This window comes from Pseudomonas sp. Z1-14 (assembly GCF_051132005.1).
Taxonomy (GTDB): domain Bacteria; phylum Pseudomonadota; class Gammaproteobacteria; order Pseudomonadales; family Pseudomonadaceae; genus Aquipseudomonas.
This window is the reverse complement of record NZ_CP071646.1, coordinates 5,191,424-5,207,760: the sequence shown is the minus strand read 5'-3', so window position 1 is coordinate 5,207,760 and position 16,337 is coordinate 5,191,424. Positions and strand designations below refer to the sequence as shown.

The window sequence follows — 16,337 nt, the reverse complement described above, 5'->3', positions numbered from 1 at the left end:
GGAGGACTCATCATGGAGCATTGGAAACGTACGATCGAACGGGCCAATCAACATTTCCTGCAGGGCGAGTGGGTGGATGCCCGCGAAGCCTACCTGCAAGCCCTGGCCCTGGCGCAGGTGTTGTTCGAGCGTTGGGCGGATGCCGACGAAGCCGTGGCCGCCTGTGTCGTGTCGCATCATAACCTGGCGGATCTGCACTTGCGCCTGAACCAGCCGGAGGAGAGCGCCGAATACCTCTGCGCGGTTCACCAACGGTTATTGCAGACCATGCAGGACGAACGCCTGGCGCCGGCCCTGCGTGCCGCCGCGATGCGCCAGAGCCACAGGACCTATGTCGAACTGCTGAATTTCATCAGCGAGCATGGCGAGTACCCACGCACTCAGCGCCTGCTGCACAACGCTGCCGTTTCGTCCCGGCACAGCCACGTCCCTTACCATTACGGAGTCCACTGAGATGGCTTTCACCTTGCCTGCATTGCCTTACGCCTACGATGCCCTGGAACCGCACATCGATGCGCAGACCATGGAGATTCACTACACCAAGCATCACCAGACTTATATCAACAACCTCAACGCGGCGGTGGATGGCACTGAATATGCCGATTGGCCCATAGAAAAACTGGTGGCCAGCGTGGAGCAATTACCGCAGGCGCTACGAGCCGCGGTGATCAACCAGGGCGGTGGCCATGCGAACCACTCGCTGTTCTGGGAAGTGATGACGCCCCACGGTGGCGGCCAGCCGGACGGTGCGCTGGCAGCGGCGATAGACGCGCAATTGGGCGGTCTCGATCAGTTCAAGGAAGCCTTCACGAAAGCGGCACTGACCCGTTTCGGCAGCGGCTGGGCCTGGTTGAGTGTGACCCCGCAAAAGACTCTGGTGGTAGAAAGCAGCGGCAACCAGGACAGCCCGCTGATGGGCGGCAACACGCCGATCCTGGGCCTGGACGTCTGGGAGCATGCCTATTACCTGCTGTATCAAAACCGCCGTCCGGAATACATCAACGCGTTCTACAACGTGGTCAATTGGCCAGAAGTCGCCCGGCGCTACCAGGCTGCGCTTGCTTGAGTTCCTTATAAAACAACCCAAGGCTAACTATGGACACTGAAACTCTGGCGGTAGGCGGCGGGCGAATGTTCCGCTATGCCTTGGGCTCGCTGTTGCTGTTGGCTGGCATGACATTATTGGTGGCCCAAGGGCTGGCGTGGCTGGACCTTGAGCCAAAAATGTTGCGTGCGCTCCAGGGCGGTGGGCTTTGCGCCTTGGGTACGGCGTTGGGCGCGGTGCCGGTGCTGGTGATACGGCGCATGCCTCAGGCCATGAGCGACTCGCTGCTGGGCTTCGGGGCCGGGGTGATGCTCGCCGCCACCGCGTTTTCGCTCATCGTGCCGGGCATTGCCGCAGCCGAGCAGTTGGGCTTCACGCCTTGGGCGGCCAGCGGGCTCATCTGTTTCGGCATCCTGTCGGGGGCGTTCGGACTGTACCTGGTGGACCGCAAGGTCTCTGCCAGCCCTGAACGACTGGTTGCGACGCCAGGACGACCGGTTATTGCGCCGCGGATCTGGTTGTTCGTGTTCGCCATCATCGCCCACAACATCCCGGAAGGCATGGCGGTGGGCGTTTCGGCGGGCGGCGGCATGGCGGATGCCGATAGCCTGGCGATGGGCATCGCTTTGCAGGATGTGCCGGAAGGGCTGGTGATTGCGCTGGTGCTGGCCGCGGCGGGGATGTCGCGGGTCAAGGCGTTCCTGATTGGCGCAGCGTCAGGGCTGGTCGAGCCGGTGTTCGCATTGCTTTGTGCCTGGCTGGTGACGTTGGCCGAGGTGCTGTTGCCGTTGGGGTTGGCGCTGGCCGCCGGAGCGATGCTGTTGGTGGTGACCCATGAGGTGATTCCAGAATCGCGCCGCAATGGGCACGAAAAACTGGCGAGCCTGGGGCTTTTGATTGGGTTCTGCTTGATGATGGTGATGGATACGGCGTTGGGGTGATGTGCAAGTGGATGAGCTTTTTGTGGCGAGGGAGCTTGCTCCCGCTCGGCTGCGAAGCAGTCGTAACATCTGTGTTGAGAAAGAGGGGCTGCTTCGCAGCCCAGCGGGAGCAAGCTCCCTCGCCACGGGTGAATCAGCAGTGCCTGATTACTCGCCTTCGTCGAAATAGTTGTTGATCAGTGCCACCAGCGCATCCATGGCTTCCTGCGCCTGTTCACCTTCGGTACTCAGGTGGATCTTGGTGCCTTTACCCGCAGCCAGCATCATCATCGCCATGATGCTCTTACCGTCGACTGTTGCCTCCGGCGTGCGCCCGACCCTGATCGTGGTATCCGGAAACTTACCCGCGACACCGACAAATTTCGCCGACGCGCGGGCATGCAACCCCAGCTTGTTGATGATTTCAATTTCCCGAGCAGGCATCGCGGTGTGAATCCTTTAGCTGAGGTCGCGGTGGCGGACCTGGACATTCTTCAAGGTTTGTTGCAGGAGCTGACCCAGGCGTTCCGTGAGGTACACGGAGCGGTGATGACCGCCAGTGCAGCCGACGGCAATCGTGACATAGGCGCGGTTGTTGGCGGCAAAACGCGGCAGCCATTTGAGCAGGTAGCTGGAGATGTCCTGGTACATTTCCTCGACGTCCGGCTGGGCGGCCAGGTAGTCGATCACCGGCTGGTCGAGCCCGGACTGCTCGCGCAGTTCAGGTTTCCAGTAAGGGTTGGGCAGGCAGCGGACATCAAACACCAGGTCGGCATCCACCGGCATGCCACGCTTGAAGCCGAACGACTCCACCAGGAACGCCGTACCGGGTTCCGGCTGGTTCAGCAGGCGCAACTTGATGGTGTCGCGCAACTGGTACAGGTTCAGGTTGGTGGTGTTGACCTTCAGGTCCGCCAGGTCGGCAATCGGCCCCAGCAGTTGGCTCTCGTCATGGATCGCTTCCGCGAGGGAGCGGCTGGCGTTGCTCAAGGGGTGGCGTCGACGGGTTTCCGAAAAGCGCTTGAGCAGGGTTTCTTCGTCAGCGTCCAGGTACAACACGTCGCACTGGATATGCCGGTTGCGCACTTCCTCGAGCAATTCGGGAAACCGCGACAAATGGCTCGGCAGGTTGCGAGCGTCGATGGACACGGCTACCAGCGGTTGCGCCAGCTCGGTATGGATCAGGGCACGCTCGGCCAGTTCCGGAAGCAGGCCGGCCGGCAGATTGTCGATGCAATAGTAGCCGCTGTCCTCAAGGACGTTGAGGGCCGTGCTTTTACCGGAGCCGGAGCGGCCACTGACGATGATCATGCGCATGTTTAATGGCCGTTCTGCTCGTCCAGGACTACCTGATACAAGGCTTCGTTGCTTGGGGCGCTGCGCAGTTTTTCGCGTACTTCCTTGCGGTCGAGCATGCTGGCGATCTGACGCAGCAGCTCGAGGTGCGCATCGGTCGCCGCTTCCGGGACCAGCAATACGAACAGCAGGTCGACCGGGGCGCCGTCGATGGCGTCGAAATCGATGGGGGCTTCAAGGTGTAGCAGCGCACTGATCGGCGCGGAACAACCCTTGAGGCGACAATGGGGAATGGCGATGCCGTTGCCAAAACCGGTGGAACCGAGTTTTTCACGGGCAACCAACGCCTCGAAAACGTCCTGCATTTCCAGATCCGGCACTTCGCGGTGGATCAGGTTGGCGATTTGTTCGAGGGCTTTCTTTTTACTGCCACCCGGCGCGTTCACCTGGGAACGGCCGGGGGTCAGGATGGATTCTAGTCGGATCATGGATTGGGGGGGTTAACGACCGGTTGCGCCCTGGAGGAGGCTCTGGGTCTTTTCCTTATGCTTTTTGAGTTGGCGATCCAGCTTGTCGGTCAGCAGGTCAATCGCGGCATACATGTCTGAATGCTCTGCGTTGGCAACCACTTCTCCGCCGGGGATATGCAGCGTGGCTTCGATTTTCTGCAGCAGCTTCTCGACGTTCATCGTGACTTGCACGTTGGTGATCTTGTCGAAATGCCTTTCCAATCGGTCGAGCTTTTCGCCGATGTAGGTGCGCAGGGGTTCGGTCACTTCCAGTTGGTGTCCACTGATGTTGACTTGCATACAGCTTCTCCTTCGTTGCCAGTGCATAAAGCGGCAGGCAGAAATACCTGCCACTGGAACGCTGTGGCGTGGCCTGTTACATCAACCGCTTGCGTTCGCTCGAAGGTGCGATTCCCAGGGATTCGCGGTATTTGGCGACGGTACGGCGGGCCACCTGAATGCCTTGTGCCTCCAGTAAACCAGCGATCTTGCTGTCACTCAACGGCTTTTTCTGATTTTCCGCGGCGACCAGTTTTTTAATGATCGCGCGGATGGCCGTGGACGAGCATTCACCGCCTTCGGAGGTACTGACGTGGCTGGAGAAAAAGTATTTCAATTCATAGATGCCCCTTGGGGTATGCATGAATTTCTGGGTGGTCACCCTTGAAATCGTCGACTCGTGCATGCCCACCGCCTCGGCGATATCGTGCAGGACCAACGGTTTCATCGCTTCGTCGCCGTACTCCAGGAAGCCGCGCTGATGCTCGACGATCTGGGTGGCGACTTTCATCAGGGTTTCGTTGCGGCTTTGCAGGCTCTTGATGAACCAGCGCGCCTCCTGCAACTGGTTGCGCATGAAGGTGTTGTCGGCGCTGGTGTCGGCGCGCTTCACGAAACCGGCGTATTGGGCGTTGACCCGCAGCTTGGGTACCGATTCCTGGTTCAGCTCCACCAGCCAGCGATCATTGTGTTTGCGCACGATGACATCGGGGACGACATACTCGGGCTCGGTGGACTCGATTTGCGAGCCGGGGCGCGGATTCAGGCTTTGCACCAGCTCGATGACCTGGCGCAGCTCATCTTCCTTGAGCTTCATCCGGCGCATCAGCTGGCTGTAGTCGCGGCCGCCCAACAGGTCGATGTAATCGGTTACCAGGCGCTTGGCTTCGGCCAGCCATGGCGTCTTGGCGGGCAGCTGGCGCAATTGCAGCAGCAGGCACTCACCGAGGTTGCGAGCGCCGATGCCGGCGGGTTCGAATTGCTGGATGCGGTGCAGGACGGCTTCGATCTCGTCCAGCTCGATATCGAGCTCTGGGTCAAAGGCTTCGAGGATCTCTTCGAGGGTCTCGTCCAGGTAGCCCTGGTTGTTGATGCAATCGATCAACGTCACCGCGATCAGCCGATCGGTGTCCGACATCGGCGCCAGGTTCAATTGCCACAGCAGATGGCTCTGCAGGCTTTCACCCGCGGACGTGCGAGTGGTGAAGTCCCACTCGTCGTCATCACCGCCTGGCAGGCTGCTGGCGCTGGTCTGGTAGACGTCTTCCCATGCCGTGTCTACGGGCAGGTCACTGGGAATGCGTTCGCTCCATTCGCCATCGTCGAGGTTATCTACCGTCGGGGCGGCTTCCTGATAGGACGGTTCCGGGACCTCCGGGGTGGTTTTCTGCTCGACGTTGTCGGCCAATGGGTCGGTGTTGTCGAAGTCGTCGCCTTCTTCCTGGCGTTCGAGCATCGGATTGGACTCCAGGGCCTCCTGGATTTCCTGTTGCAGGTCCAGGGTCGACAATTGGAGCAGGCGGATAGCCTGTTGCAGCTGCGGTGTCATCGTCAGCTGCTGGCCCATTCTCAAGACTAGCGATGGTTTCATGGCTGGGGCTTAACACCTTATTCGCCGGCGCACATGCGCCATCCACTACAGGGCGCCGGAGCGCCAAACTTAAGCAAATTATATGCCTGAAACTGAAGTGTTTGCCTAGGGGGCGATCTCAATTAATTGAGGGCGCCCCGGCATCCGCCAGGCCACCTTTGCTTAAAGGCGGAACTCATGACCCAGATACACTTCCTTGACCAGTTCGTTGGCCAGGATGGTGGCGGAGTCGCCCTCGGCGATCAGCTGGCCATCGTTGACGATGTAGGCGGTTTCGCAGATATCCAGCGTCTCGCGCACGTTGTGGTCGGTGATCAGCACGCCGATCCCCTTGGCCTTGAGGTGATGGATGATCTGCTTGATGTCGCCCACGGAAATCGGGTCCACGCCGGCAAACGGCTCGTCGAGCAGAATGAATTTCGGCGCGGTGGCCAAGGCGCGGGCGATCTCCACGCGGCGACGTTCGCCACCGGACAGACTCATGCCCAGGTTGTCGCGAATGTGGCTGATATGGAACTCCTGCAGCAGGCTTTCCAGCTCCTGGCGACGGCCAGCCTTGTCGAGCTCCTGGCGGGTTTCCAGGATCGCCATGATGTTGTCGGCCACCGACAGCTTGCGAAAGATCGACGCCTCTTGTGGCAGGTAACCAATGCCAGCCTTTGCCCGGCCATGCATCGGCCGGTGGCTGACGTCTAGGTCATCGATCAGTACGCGACCCTGGTCTGCCTGCACCAGGCCGACAATCATGTAGAAACAGGTGGTCTTGCCCGCGCCATTGGGGCCGAGCAGACCAACGATCTGGCCGCTTTCGATGGACAGGCTGACGTCACGCACGACTTGGCGGTTCTTGTAGCTCTTGGCCAGATGCTGAGCTTTCAGAGTTGCCATTACTGGGCCTTCTGCTCGTCGGTTTTCTTCTTCGGCTGGATCACCATGTCGATGCGCGGGCGCGATTCGGTGACCTTGCTGCCAGTGGCGCGACCGGCGCTGGCCAGTTTCTTGTTGGTGTCGTAGACGATTTTCTCGCCCTGGGTCACGTTATTGTCCTTGTCGACAACCTTGGCGCGGTCGATCAGCACGACACGGTCCTGGGACGCATGATACTGGATGGTGACGCCATAGCCCTGGACCGGCTTGGTGTCGCCCGCGGTCTGCATCTGCTCGAAGTAGGCCAGGTTGCCCACCGAGGTCACCACGTCGATGTCGCCGGACTGGGTGCGCGTGATGGTCACGGTGTTGCCGGTGACCTTCATCGAGCCCTGGGTGATGATCACGTCGCCTTTGTAGGTGGCGACGCCGTTCTTGTCGTCCAGTTGCGCGTCGTCGGCCTGGATGCGGATAGGCTGGTCGCGGTCGGTGGGGAGGGCCCAGGCGCTCGCGCTTCCCAGTGCTGCGCCCAGACTGAGCAAAATAGGGAGGGTTTTAGCGAGCTTCATACTGTCCTCTTACGTTCGATAGCAGGTGTATCCTGCTTTCCTTCAAATAGGCCTTCATTCCCGTGCCGGTCGACACGCCGCCGGCGCCGTCGATTCTAACGGGTTGCTCGGTCTGCGCATATTGGCGCTGCGGGAAGACTGTCATACGGGTACTGGTAATGATGGTCGTACGGTTCTTCTCATCGGTCCGGGCCACGCGTACCGAGTCGATCAGTTCCACCTCGGTGCCGCCGGGATTGACCTCGGCACGCTCGCTTTGTACGTGCCACGGAAATTCCGTGCCGCGGAACATGTTCAGGTCCGGCTTGGTAACCAGCGTGATGTCGCTGGCCTTCACGTGATCGACCTTGTCCGAGGTCATCTCATACTGCACCTTGCCGTCAGGCAGGTACTGCAAGGTATGCGTGTTGGTCGCGTACCAGTCGATATCGTTCTCCGGCGCCTGGACCGCGGGTTGGTCGAGGAAGCGTTCCGGGCTGATGTTCCAGTAGCCCACCGCCGCGAAGATCGCGGCGATACAGCCGAACACCAGGATGGTGCGAATTTTCTTGCTTAGCATAGGTGGCTCACAGGTACGCGGCGTTGGCCGCTTCGAGGTGGCCCTGGGCACGCAGGATCAGTTCACAGAATTCCCGGGCCGCGCCTTCGCCGCCCCTCGCCGTGGTAACGCCATGGGCGTGCTCGCGTACGAAGGCGGCCGCGTTGGCCACGGCCATGCCCAGGCCGACACGGCGGATCACCGGAAGGTCTGGCAGATCGTCACCAAGGTAGGCGACCTGCTCATAGCTTAGATTGAGTTGGCCGAGGAGTTCGTCCAGCACCACCAATTTGTCTTCGCGGCCCTGATAAAGGTGCGGGATGCCGAGGTTCTTCGCGCGCCGTTCGACCACTGGGGTCTTGCGGCCACTGATGATGGCGGTCTGCACGCCGGTGGCCATCAGCATCTTGATGCCCTGGCCATCAAGGGTGTTGAACGTCTTGAATTCGCTGCCGTCTTCGAGGAAGTACAGGCGGCCATCGGTCAGCACACCATCCACGTCGAACACTGCCAGTTTGATTGCTTTGCCGCGTTGCAACAGGTCTGTGCTCATTTACATGACTCCCGCACGCAGCAAGTCGTGCATATTCAGGGCGCCCACCGGGCGGTCTTCGTCGTCGACCACCACCAGGGCGCTGATCTTGTGGTCTTCCATGATCTTCAAGGCTTCGGCGGCAAGCATTTCGGCCCGGGCCGTCTTGCCGTGGGGGGTCATGACCTCATCGATGGTCGTGCTGTGAATATCGATGGTGCGATCCAGGGTACGACGCAGGTCGCCGTCGGTGAAGATCCCGGCGAGCTTGCCGTCCGTCTCTAGAATAACGGTCATGCCCAGGCCCTTGCGGGTCATCTCCATGAGGGCGTCCTTGAGCAGCGTGCCACGCTGTATCTGCGGCAATGCATCTCCCGCGTGCATCACGTTTTCGACCTTGAGCAGCAGCCGGCGGCCCAGGGCGCCACCGGGGTGGGAGAAAGCGAAATCTTCGGCGGTGAAGCCCCTGGCTTCCAGCAAGGCCACGGCCAGGGCGTCGCCCATGACCAGCGCCGCCGTGGTGGAAGAGGTGGGTGCCAGGTTCAGCGGGCAGGCTTCGTGTTCGACGTGCACGTTGAGGTTCACCTCGGCGGCCTTGGCCAGCGGCGAGTCAGGATTGCCGGTGAGGCTGATCAACTGGATGCCCAGGCGCTTGATCAGCGGCAGCAGGGTAACGATTTCATTGGTGGAGCCGGAGTTCGACAGCGCCAGGATGATGTCGTCCCGAGTGATCATGCCCATGTCGCCATGGCTGGCTTCGGCGGGGTGGACAAAAAACGCCGGGGTGCCGGTGCTGGCCAGGGTCGCGGCAATCTTGTTGCCGATGTGCCCGGATTTACCCATGCCCACCACGACCACGCGGCCCTTGCTGGACAGAATCATCTCGCACGCACGTACGAAATCAGCATCGATATGGGCCAGCAGACCTTGCACGGCTTCGAGTTCGAGGCGGAGGGTACGTTGTGCCGATTGAATCAGTTCGCTGGATTGGCTCATGTCAGAAATCGTATAGCCCGATGAAAAGGCGGCGATTATACCGGCAATGAACGATTCCCTCACGTTAGTTCGTCATGCTTTGTTCAGGCAGCCCCAACGCTTGACATGAAATGTGACGTTTTACCTCAAGCAAGGCTCAACGGGCGGGCGTCGGCCTTGGGCGCTTGGTCGTTGCAGTGATATAGTTCGCCGCCGGTTCGTGTGCCCGGCGTTACCGGCGTTTGTCGGCTGGCCGGGACATCCGAATATGAGGCTGCATCGCAAGGAGTTTAGATGAGTGCCGACAACGCCTACGCGGTCGAGCTGAAGGGGCTGTCCTTCAAGCGAGGGACGCGCAGCATTTTTAATGACATCGATATTCGTATCCCGCGCGGCAAGGTGACCGGCATCATGGGGCCTTCCGGCTGCGGCAAGACCACGCTGCTGCGCCTGATGGGGGCACAATTGCGTCCCAGTGCCGGCGAAGTCTGGGTCAATGGCCAAAATCTTCCAGAATTGTCGCGCAGCGATCTGTTCGATGCGCGCAAGCATATGGGCGTGCTGTTCCAGAGCGGTGCGCTGTTTACCGATCTCGACGTGTTCGAAAACGTGGCGTTTCCCCTGCGGGTCCATACGGAGCTGCCGGAAGAGATGATCCGCGATATTGTCCTGCTCAAATTGCAGGCCGTCGGGCTGCGCGGCGCCCTGGAGCTGATGCCGGACGAACTGTCCGGTGGCATGAAGCGTCGGGTCGCGTTGGCTCGGGCGATTGCCCTCGATCCGCAGATCCTCATGTACGACGAGCCCTTCGTCGGGCAGGACCCTATCGCCATGGGCGTGCTGGTGCGCCTGATCCGCCTGCTCAACGATGCGCTGGGCATCACCAGTATCGTGGTGTCCCACGACCTGGCCGAAACCGCGAGCATTGCCGACTACATCTATGTGGTCGGCGATGGCCAGGTGCTGGGGCAGGGCACGCCCCAGGAGCTGAAGGATTCGGACAACCCGCGTATTCGCCAATTCATGAAAGGTGATCCGGACGGCCCGGTGGCGTTCCATTTTCCGGCCACGGATTACCGTACCGATCTGCTGGGGAAGCGCTGATGCGCAAGAAGTCATTAATAGAAAGAGTCCGCCTGTTCGGTCGCTCGGGCATCGACGTGGTGGCGGTACTGGGGCGTTCGTCGCTGTTCCTGATGCACGCCTTGCTCGGTCGCAGTTCGACCGGCGGCGGTTTTGGCCTGCTGGTCAAGCAACTGCATTCGGTGGGAGTGATGTCCCTGGTGATCATCGTCGTCTCGGGGATTTTCATCGGCATGGTCCTGGCGCTCCAGGGCTTCAGCATATTGTCCAGCTATGGGTCGGAGCAGGCGGTCGGGCAGATGGTTGCGCTGACCTTGCTGCGTGAGCTCGGCCCGGTGGTCACTGCGCTGCTGTTTGCCGGGCGCGCCGGTTCAGCGTTGACGGCCGAGATCGGTAACATGAAGTCCACCGAACAGTTGTCGAGCCTGGAAATGATCGGGGTCGACCCGCTCAAGTACATCATTGCCCCGCGCTTGTGGGCCGGCTTCATTTCCCTGCCGGTGCTGGCAATGATCTTCAGCGTCGTGGGGATCTGGGGCGGCTCATGGGTTGCCGTCGATTGGCTGGGGGTCTATGAAGGCTCCTACTGGGCCAACATGCAGAACAGCGTCGATTTTCTCGACGATGTGCTCAACGGTGTGATCAAGAGTGCCGTATTCGCTTTCGTGGTGACCTGGATCGCCGTGTTTCAAGGTTATGACTGTGAGCCCACGTCAGAGGGGATCAGCCGTGCCACAACCAAGACCGTGGTATACGCCTCGTTGGCCGTCCTGGGCCTTGACTTTATTCTGACCGCCTTGATGTTTGGAGATTTCTGATGCAAAACCGCACCCTGGAAATCGGTGTCGGCCTTTTCCTGCTGGCTGGCATCCTGGCTTTGCTGTTGCTGGCCCTGCGGGTCAGTGGACTGGCGCCGACCGCAAGCACCGATACTTATAAACTTTATGCTTATTTTGACAATATCGCCGGTTTGACGGTCAGAGCCAAGGTGACCATGGCCGGTGTGACCATCGGCAAGGTCACGGCAATCGATCTGGATCGCGACAGTTTCACCGGTCGGGTGACGCTGCAGCTGGAAAAGCGCGTGGACAACCTGCCGACTGACTCCACTGCATCTATCCTCACGGCTGGGCTGTTGGGTGAGAAATACATCGGTATCAGCGTGGGCGGGGAAGACACCCTGCTCAAGGATGGCGGGACCATTCACGACACGCAGTCGTCGCTGGTGCTTGAGGACCTGATCGGTAAATTCCTGCTCAATACCGTTAGCAAAGACGCCAAATGAGGAGCTTTTGAATGATCTCTATCCTGCGACGCAGCCTGCTGGTCCTGCTGGCGGCGCTGCCGCTGATGGGCAACGCCGTGGCGGCGCCTTCGGCGCACGACATCATCAAGACGACCACCGACCAACTGTTGGCCGATCTGTCGGCGAACAAGGAAAAGTACAAACAGGACCCGGGCGCATTTTACGAGTCCTTGAATCGTATCGTCGGGCCGGTGGTGGATGCCGACGGTATTTCCAAGAGCATCATGACCGTCAAGTATTCGCGCAAGGCTACGCCCGCGCAGATGACCCGCTTCCAGGAAAACTTCAAGCGCAGCCTGTTCCAGTTCTATGGCAACGCCTTGCTCGAGTACAACAACCAGGGGATCACGGTCGACCCGGCCAAGGATGAGTCAGGCGAGCGCACCAGCGTCGGCATGACGGTCAAGGGCAACAATGGCGCCGTGTATCCGGTGTCCTACACACTCGAGAAAATCAACGGCGAGTGGAAAGTCCGCAACGTGATCATCAACGGCATCAACATCGGCAAGTTGTTCCGTGACCAGTTCGCCGATGCGATGCAGCGCAATGGCAATGACCTGGACAAGACCATCAACGGTTGGGCCGGTGAAGTCGCCAAGGCCAAGGAAGTTGCCGAAGACGCCCAAGAGAAGCAGCAACAATGAATGAGCCGGTGAGTGAATCGGCCATTCGCCTGAGCGAGGCCGGCGAGCTGCTGCTCAGCGGCGTGCTGGATTATCGTACTGGCCCTGGTTTGCGCAAGCAGGGCCAGGCGCTGATCAAGTCCGCGAAGACTGCGGAGCTGGTTATCGACTGTTCGGGCGTGCAGAAGTCCAGCAGCGTCGGCCTGTCGCTGCTGCTGTGCTTCATGCGCGACGCCAGGGCCGCCGGCAAGACGTGGAGCATCCGCGGGATGCCCGAAGACATGCGCGAAATAGCCCAGGTCAGCGAATTGACCGAGCTGTTGGCGCATCCCTGACCCACATCGCTGGAAGCGCCCCCTGTCAGAGTCCTGCTTCGCGGGGTTCGCAGGCGCGGGGCTTTTTTGTATGATGTGCGACCCGTGCGCACAGGGCGCCGATTGAGGTTGAGCATGCAGGCTGTAGAAGTGAAGAGCTTCCTTGAAGGAAAGCTGCCTGGTACGCAGGTGGAAGTTGAAGGCGAAGGCTGTAACTTCCAGTTGAACGTGATCAGCGATGAACTGGCGGCGTTGAGCCCAGTGAAGCGTCAGCAGAGCATCTATGCCCATTTGAACCCATGGATTGCCGATGGCAGCATCCACGCGGTCACGATGAAATTTTTCAGCAGCGCGGCCTGGGCCGAGCGCACCTGAGCCCAAGGGCCTCGAGATTCTTATGGATAAACTGATTATTACCGGCGGCGTTCGTCTTGATGGCGAAATCCGTATTTCCGGGGCAAAGAACTCCGCCCTGCCGATCCTGGCCGCGACGCTGCTGTGCGATGGCCCGGTGACCGTGGCCAACCTGCCGCACCTGCACGACATCACCACGATGATCGAGCTGTTCGGTCGCATGGGCATCGAGCCTGTGATCGACGAGAAGCTCAGCGTCGAAATCGACCCGCGCACCATCAAGACCCTGATCGCGCCGTACGAACTGGTGAAGACCATGCGTGCGTCGATCCTGGTACTCGGCCCGATGGTCGCTCGTTTCGGTGAAGCCGAAGTCGCCTTGCCTGGCGGTTGCGCCATCGGTTCGCGTCCGGTGGACCTGCACATCCGTGGCCTCGAAGCCATGGGCGCGGTGATCGACGTCGAAGGCGGCTACATCAAGGCCAAGGCGCCTGAAGGCGGCCTGCGTGGCGCGCATTTCTTCTTCGACACCGTCAGCGTGACCGGTACCGAAAACATCATGATGGCCGCCGCCCTTGCCAAGGGCCGCAGCGTGCTGCAAAACGCTGCCCGCGAGCCTGAAGTCGTCGACCTGGCGAACTTCCTGATTGCCATGGGCGCCAAGATCAGCGGCGCCGGCACCGACACCATCACCATCGATGGCGTCGAGCGCCTGCACTCGGCCACCTATAAAGTGATGCCGGACCGTATCGAAACCGGCACCTACCTGGTAGCCGCCGCCGTCACCGGTGGTCGCGTCAAGGTCAAGGACACCGATCCGACCATCCTCGAAGCCGTCCTGGAAAAACTCAAGGAAGCCGGTGCCGAAGTCACCTGCGGTGAAGACTGGATCGAAGTGAACATGCACGGCAAGCGGCCGAAAGCCGTCAACGTGCGGACCGCTCCATACCCGGCGTTCCCGACTGACATGCAGGCGCAGTTCATCTCCCTCAACGCCATTGCCGAAGGCACGGGCGCGGTGATCGAGACGATCTTCGAAAACCGTTTCATGCACGTCTACGAGCTGCACCGCATGGGCGCCAGGATCCAGGTCGAAGGCAACACGGCCATCGTCACCGGGACCGAAAAACTGAAAGGCGCGCCTGTCATGGCGACCGACCTGCGGGCTTCGGCCAGCCTGGTCATCTCTGCACTGGTTGCCGAAGGCGACACGCTGATCGACCGCATCTACCACATCGACCGTGGCTACGAGTGCATCGAAGAGAAGCTGCAGATGCTCGGCGCCAAGATCCGTCGCGTACCGGGCTAGTACCGGCTGAACGGGCACAAGGAAGTGCCCTCTGATTTCGTTTCACATCGAGGGTGGTTGCACCCTCGATGTCTGTCTGGCGCCGCTTGCGACCAGGCATGAGTACCTTGATAAGGACTGACGTTTCCCATGTTGACCATCGCACTGTCCAAGGGCCGCATCCTTGACGACACCCTGCCGCTTCTGGCCGAAGCGGGCATCGTGCCGACCGAGAATCCGGACAAGAGCCGCAAGCTGATCATTCCTACGACCCAGGCCGACGTGCGCTTGTTGATCGTGCGCGCCACCGATGTGCCGACCTATGTGGAACATGGCGCCGCCGATCTGGGCGTAGCCGGCAAGGACGTGCTGATGGAGTATGGCGGCCAGGGCCTTTACGAGCCGCTGGACCTGCGGATCGCCCGTTGCAAGCTGATGACCGCCGGCAAGGTTGGTGCCCCCGAGCCCAAGGGCCGCCTGCGGGTGGCGACCAAGTTCGTCAACATTGCCAAGCGTTACTACGCCGAACAAGGCCGTCAGGTCGACATCATCAAGCTCTACGGCTCGATGGAGCTGGCGCCGCTGATCGGCCTGGCGGACAAGATCATCGACGTCGTCGACACCGGCAATACGTTGCGGGCCAATGGTCTTGAGCCGCAGGATTTCATCGCCGACGTCACCTCCCGGCTGGTCGTCAACAAGGCTTCGATGAAAATGCAGCACGCCCGCATCCAGGCTTTGATCGATACCCTGCGCAAGGCAGTGGAATCGCGACACCGCGGCTGATTCACCTGCGCGACTTCTGCGTCGCGCCCGTCTATCCGCGTCATAGCCAATTTTCTCAGGTGCCCACGCGAATGGACTGGTAACTTAGGGCGCCTGAGCATTTGCCATTAATGAGGCCCTCGCCATGACCGCTCCCACCTCGATTCGCCGACTCAACGCTGCCGACCCGGATTTCGCACATCATCTGGATCATCTGCTGAGCTGGGAGAGTGTGTCCGACGACTCGGTCAATCAGCGTGTGCTCGACATTATCAAAGCCGTGCGCGAGCGTGGTGATGCCGCGCTGGTGGAGTTCACCCAGAAGTTCGATGGCCTGCAAGTCGCCTCGATGGCCGACCTGATCCTGCCGCGCGAGCGCCTGGAGCTGGCCCTGACCCGAATCACCGTGCCCCAGCGCGAAGCCTTGGAAAAAGCTGCGTCCCGCGTGCGCAGCTATCACGAAAGACAGAAGCAGGATTCCTGGAGCTACACCGAAGCCGATGGCACGGTGCTTGGCCAGAAGGTCACGCCGCTGGACCGCGCCGGCCTGTATGTGCCGGGTGGCAAGGCCTCCTATCCGTCTTCGGTGTTGATGAACGCGATTCCGGCCAAGGTGGCTGGCGTGACCGAGGTGGTCATGGTCGTCCCGACCCCGCGCGGGGAAATCAACGAACTGGTGTTGGCGGCCGCCTGCATCGCCGGCGTCGACCGAGTGTTCACCATCGGCGGTGCGCAGGCCGTGGCTGCGTTGGCCTATGGCACCGAAAGCGTGCCGCGGGTCGACAAGGTGGTCGGGCCGGGCAATATCTATGTCGCCACCGCCAAGCGCCACGTATTTGGCCAGGTCGGCATCGACATGATCGCCGGCCCTTCGGAGATCCTCGTGGTCTGCGACGGCCAGACCGACCCGGACTGGATCGCCATGGACCTGTTTTCCCAGGCCGAGCACGACGAAGATGCCCAGGCCATCCTGGTCAGTCCGGATGCCGGGTTCCTCGACAAGGTCGCTGCCAGTATCGCCAAGCTGCTGCCGACCATGGACCGCGCCGAGATCATCAACACCTCGATCAATGGCCGTGGAGCGCTGATCAAGGTCGAAGACATGGAGCAGGCCATCGAGGTCGCCAACCGCATCGCGCCGGAACACCTGGAGTTGTCGGTGGCCGACCCGCAAGCCTGGCTGCCGAAGATTCGCCATGCCGGTGCGATCTTCATGGGCCGTCACACGTCCGAGGCATTGGGTGATTATTGCGCGGGCCCCAACCACGTGCTGCCGACCTCCGGCACCGCGCGTTTCTCGTCGCCGCTGGGCGTTTACGATTTCCAGAAACGTTCGTCGATCATTTTCTGCTCCGAGCAGGGCGCGTCCGAACTGGGCAAGACCGCTTCGGTGCTGGCCCGCGGCGAATCGCTGAGCGCCCACGCCCGTAGCGCCGAGTACCGCATTCTTGACGAGCCATCCATTGAAGGGCAGGGGAACTGA

Annotated in this window: 22 protein-coding genes; 12 read left to right on the top strand and 10 right to left on the bottom strand. The window is 60.7% G+C overall.

Annotated elements, in window-relative coordinates; translation table 11 throughout:
* Positions 1-12 precede the first annotated feature (12 nt).
* The 3 genes from J3P89_RS24085 to J3P89_RS24075 are packed head-to-tail and all read left to right on the top strand — an operon-like array spanning position 13 to position 1,986.
* On the top strand, positions 13-453 hold the full coding sequence (locus J3P89_RS24085) for a hypothetical protein (RefSeq protein ID WP_434695852.1): 441 nt from the start codon (positions 13-15) through the stop codon (positions 451-453).
* A gap of 1 nt (position 454) precedes the next feature.
* Complete coding sequence (locus tag J3P89_RS24080; RefSeq protein WP_434695851.1) at positions 455-1,066, top strand: superoxide dismutase; 612 nt, start codon at positions 455-457, stop codon at positions 1,064-1,066.
* Between the two features lie 29 nt (positions 1,067-1,095).
* Positions 1,096-1,986 (top strand): ZIP family metal transporter, encoded by an 891-nt coding sequence (locus J3P89_RS24075; protein WP_434695850.1) that lies wholly within the window; start codon positions 1,096-1,098, stop codon positions 1,984-1,986.
* A 147-nt stretch (positions 1,987-2,133) separates the two neighbouring features.
* Here the strand turns inward: J3P89_RS24075 and J3P89_RS24070 are convergent, their stop codons facing one another.
* The 10 genes from J3P89_RS24070 to J3P89_RS24025 form a co-directional block, all read right to left on the bottom strand.
* On the bottom strand, positions 2,134-2,409 hold the full coding sequence (locus J3P89_RS24070) for an HPr family phosphocarrier protein (RefSeq protein ID WP_434695849.1): 276 nt from the start codon (positions 2,407-2,409) through the stop codon (positions 2,134-2,136).
* Between the two features lie 15 nt (positions 2,410-2,424).
* Complete coding sequence (gene rapZ, locus J3P89_RS24065) at positions 2,425-3,282, bottom strand: RNase adapter RapZ (protein WP_434695848.1); 858 nt, start codon at positions 3,280-3,282, stop codon at positions 2,425-2,427.
* Positions 3,283-3,284: 2 nt separating this feature from the next.
* Positions 3,285-3,749, bottom strand: a complete 465-nt coding sequence (gene ptsN / locus J3P89_RS24060; RefSeq protein ID WP_210642854.1) for a PTS IIA-like nitrogen regulatory protein PtsN — start codon at positions 3,747-3,749, stop codon at positions 3,285-3,287.
* Positions 3,750-3,761: 12 nt separating this feature from the next.
* On the bottom strand, positions 3,762-4,070 hold the full coding sequence (gene hpf, locus J3P89_RS24055; RefSeq protein WP_039592236.1) for a ribosome hibernation-promoting factor, HPF/YfiA family: 309 nt from the start codon (positions 4,068-4,070) through the stop codon (positions 3,762-3,764).
* A gap of 76 nt (positions 4,071-4,146) precedes the next feature.
* The gene (locus tag J3P89_RS24050) at positions 4,147-5,640 is read right to left on the bottom strand and encodes an RNA polymerase factor sigma-54 (protein WP_434695846.1); all 1,494 of its coding nucleotides are present in this window, start codon (positions 5,638-5,640) and stop codon (positions 4,147-4,149) included.
* A 162-nt stretch (positions 5,641-5,802) separates the two neighbouring features.
* Positions 5,803-6,528: an LPS export ABC transporter ATP-binding protein gene (gene lptB / locus J3P89_RS24045; protein ID WP_305496791.1), complete on the bottom strand. Its 726-nt coding sequence runs from the start codon at positions 6,526-6,528 to the stop codon at positions 5,803-5,805.
* Positions 6,528-7,076: a lipopolysaccharide transport periplasmic protein LptA gene (gene lptA / locus J3P89_RS24040; RefSeq protein WP_305496790.1), complete on the bottom strand. Its 549-nt coding sequence runs from the start codon at positions 7,074-7,076 to the stop codon at positions 6,528-6,530. Before lptA ends, lptB begins: the two co-directional genes overlap by 1 nt.
* Positions 7,063-7,635, bottom strand: a complete 573-nt coding sequence (gene lptC / locus J3P89_RS24035; protein WP_434695844.1) for an LPS export ABC transporter periplasmic protein LptC — start codon at positions 7,633-7,635, stop codon at positions 7,063-7,065. Before lptC ends, lptA begins: the two co-directional genes overlap by 14 nt.
* A gap of 7 nt (positions 7,636-7,642) precedes the next feature.
* Positions 7,643-8,167 carry a KdsC family phosphatase gene (locus J3P89_RS24030; protein WP_305496788.1) on the bottom strand — a complete coding sequence of 175 codons (525 nt, stop codon included), beginning with the start codon at positions 8,165-8,167 and terminating at the stop codon, positions 7,643-7,645.
* A complete protein-coding gene (locus J3P89_RS24025) occupies positions 8,168-9,142 on the bottom strand; it encodes a KpsF/GutQ family sugar-phosphate isomerase (RefSeq protein ID WP_434626092.1) in 975 nt (324 codons plus the stop codon). It lies immediately after the preceding gene.
* Between the two features lie 273 nt (positions 9,143-9,415).
* Between J3P89_RS24025 and J3P89_RS24020 the strand changes: the two genes are divergently transcribed.
* The 9 genes from J3P89_RS24020 (at position 9,416) to hisD (ending at position 16,337) form a co-directional block, all read left to right on the top strand.
* The gene (locus J3P89_RS24020) at positions 9,416-10,225 is read left to right on the top strand and encodes an ATP-binding cassette domain-containing protein (RefSeq protein ID WP_305496786.1); all 810 of its coding nucleotides are present in this window, start codon (positions 9,416-9,418) and stop codon (positions 10,223-10,225) included.
* Positions 10,225-11,022 (top strand): lipid asymmetry maintenance ABC transporter permease subunit MlaE, encoded by a 798-nt coding sequence (mlaE, locus tag J3P89_RS24015; RefSeq protein WP_305496784.1) that lies wholly within the window; start codon positions 10,225-10,227, stop codon positions 11,020-11,022. The genes J3P89_RS24020 and mlaE overlap by 1 nt, the downstream gene beginning before the upstream one ends.
* Positions 11,022-11,489 carry an outer membrane lipid asymmetry maintenance protein MlaD gene (gene mlaD, locus J3P89_RS24010; RefSeq protein ID WP_030139861.1) on the top strand — a complete coding sequence of 156 codons (468 nt, stop codon included), beginning with the start codon at positions 11,022-11,024 and terminating at the stop codon, positions 11,487-11,489. Before mlaE ends, mlaD begins: the two co-directional genes overlap by 1 nt.
* 11 nt (positions 11,490-11,500) lie before the next feature.
* Positions 11,501-12,154 carry an MlaC/ttg2D family ABC transporter substrate-binding protein gene (locus tag J3P89_RS24005; RefSeq protein WP_305496782.1) on the top strand — a complete coding sequence of 218 codons (654 nt, stop codon included), beginning with the start codon at positions 11,501-11,503 and terminating at the stop codon, positions 12,152-12,154.
* Between the two features lie 8 nt (positions 12,155-12,162).
* Positions 12,163-12,468, top strand: a complete 306-nt coding sequence (locus J3P89_RS24000; protein WP_434698049.1) for an STAS domain-containing protein — start codon at positions 12,163-12,165, stop codon at positions 12,466-12,468.
* Positions 12,469-12,582: 114 nt separating this feature from the next.
* Complete coding sequence (locus tag J3P89_RS23995) at positions 12,583-12,822, top strand: BolA family protein (RefSeq protein WP_007953556.1); 240 nt, start codon at positions 12,583-12,585, stop codon at positions 12,820-12,822.
* 22 nt (positions 12,823-12,844) lie between these two features.
* Positions 12,845-14,110: a UDP-N-acetylglucosamine 1-carboxyvinyltransferase gene (gene murA / locus J3P89_RS23990; protein WP_434695843.1), complete on the top strand. Its 1,266-nt coding sequence runs from the start codon at positions 12,845-12,847 to the stop codon at positions 14,108-14,110.
* A gap of 129 nt (positions 14,111-14,239) precedes the next feature.
* Complete coding sequence (gene hisG, locus J3P89_RS23985) at positions 14,240-14,875, top strand: ATP phosphoribosyltransferase (RefSeq protein ID WP_305496776.1); 636 nt, start codon at positions 14,240-14,242, stop codon at positions 14,873-14,875.
* Between the two features lie 124 nt (positions 14,876-14,999).
* On the top strand, positions 15,000-16,337 hold the full coding sequence (hisD, locus tag J3P89_RS23980) for a histidinol dehydrogenase (protein WP_434695842.1): 1,338 nt from the start codon (positions 15,000-15,002) through the stop codon (positions 16,335-16,337).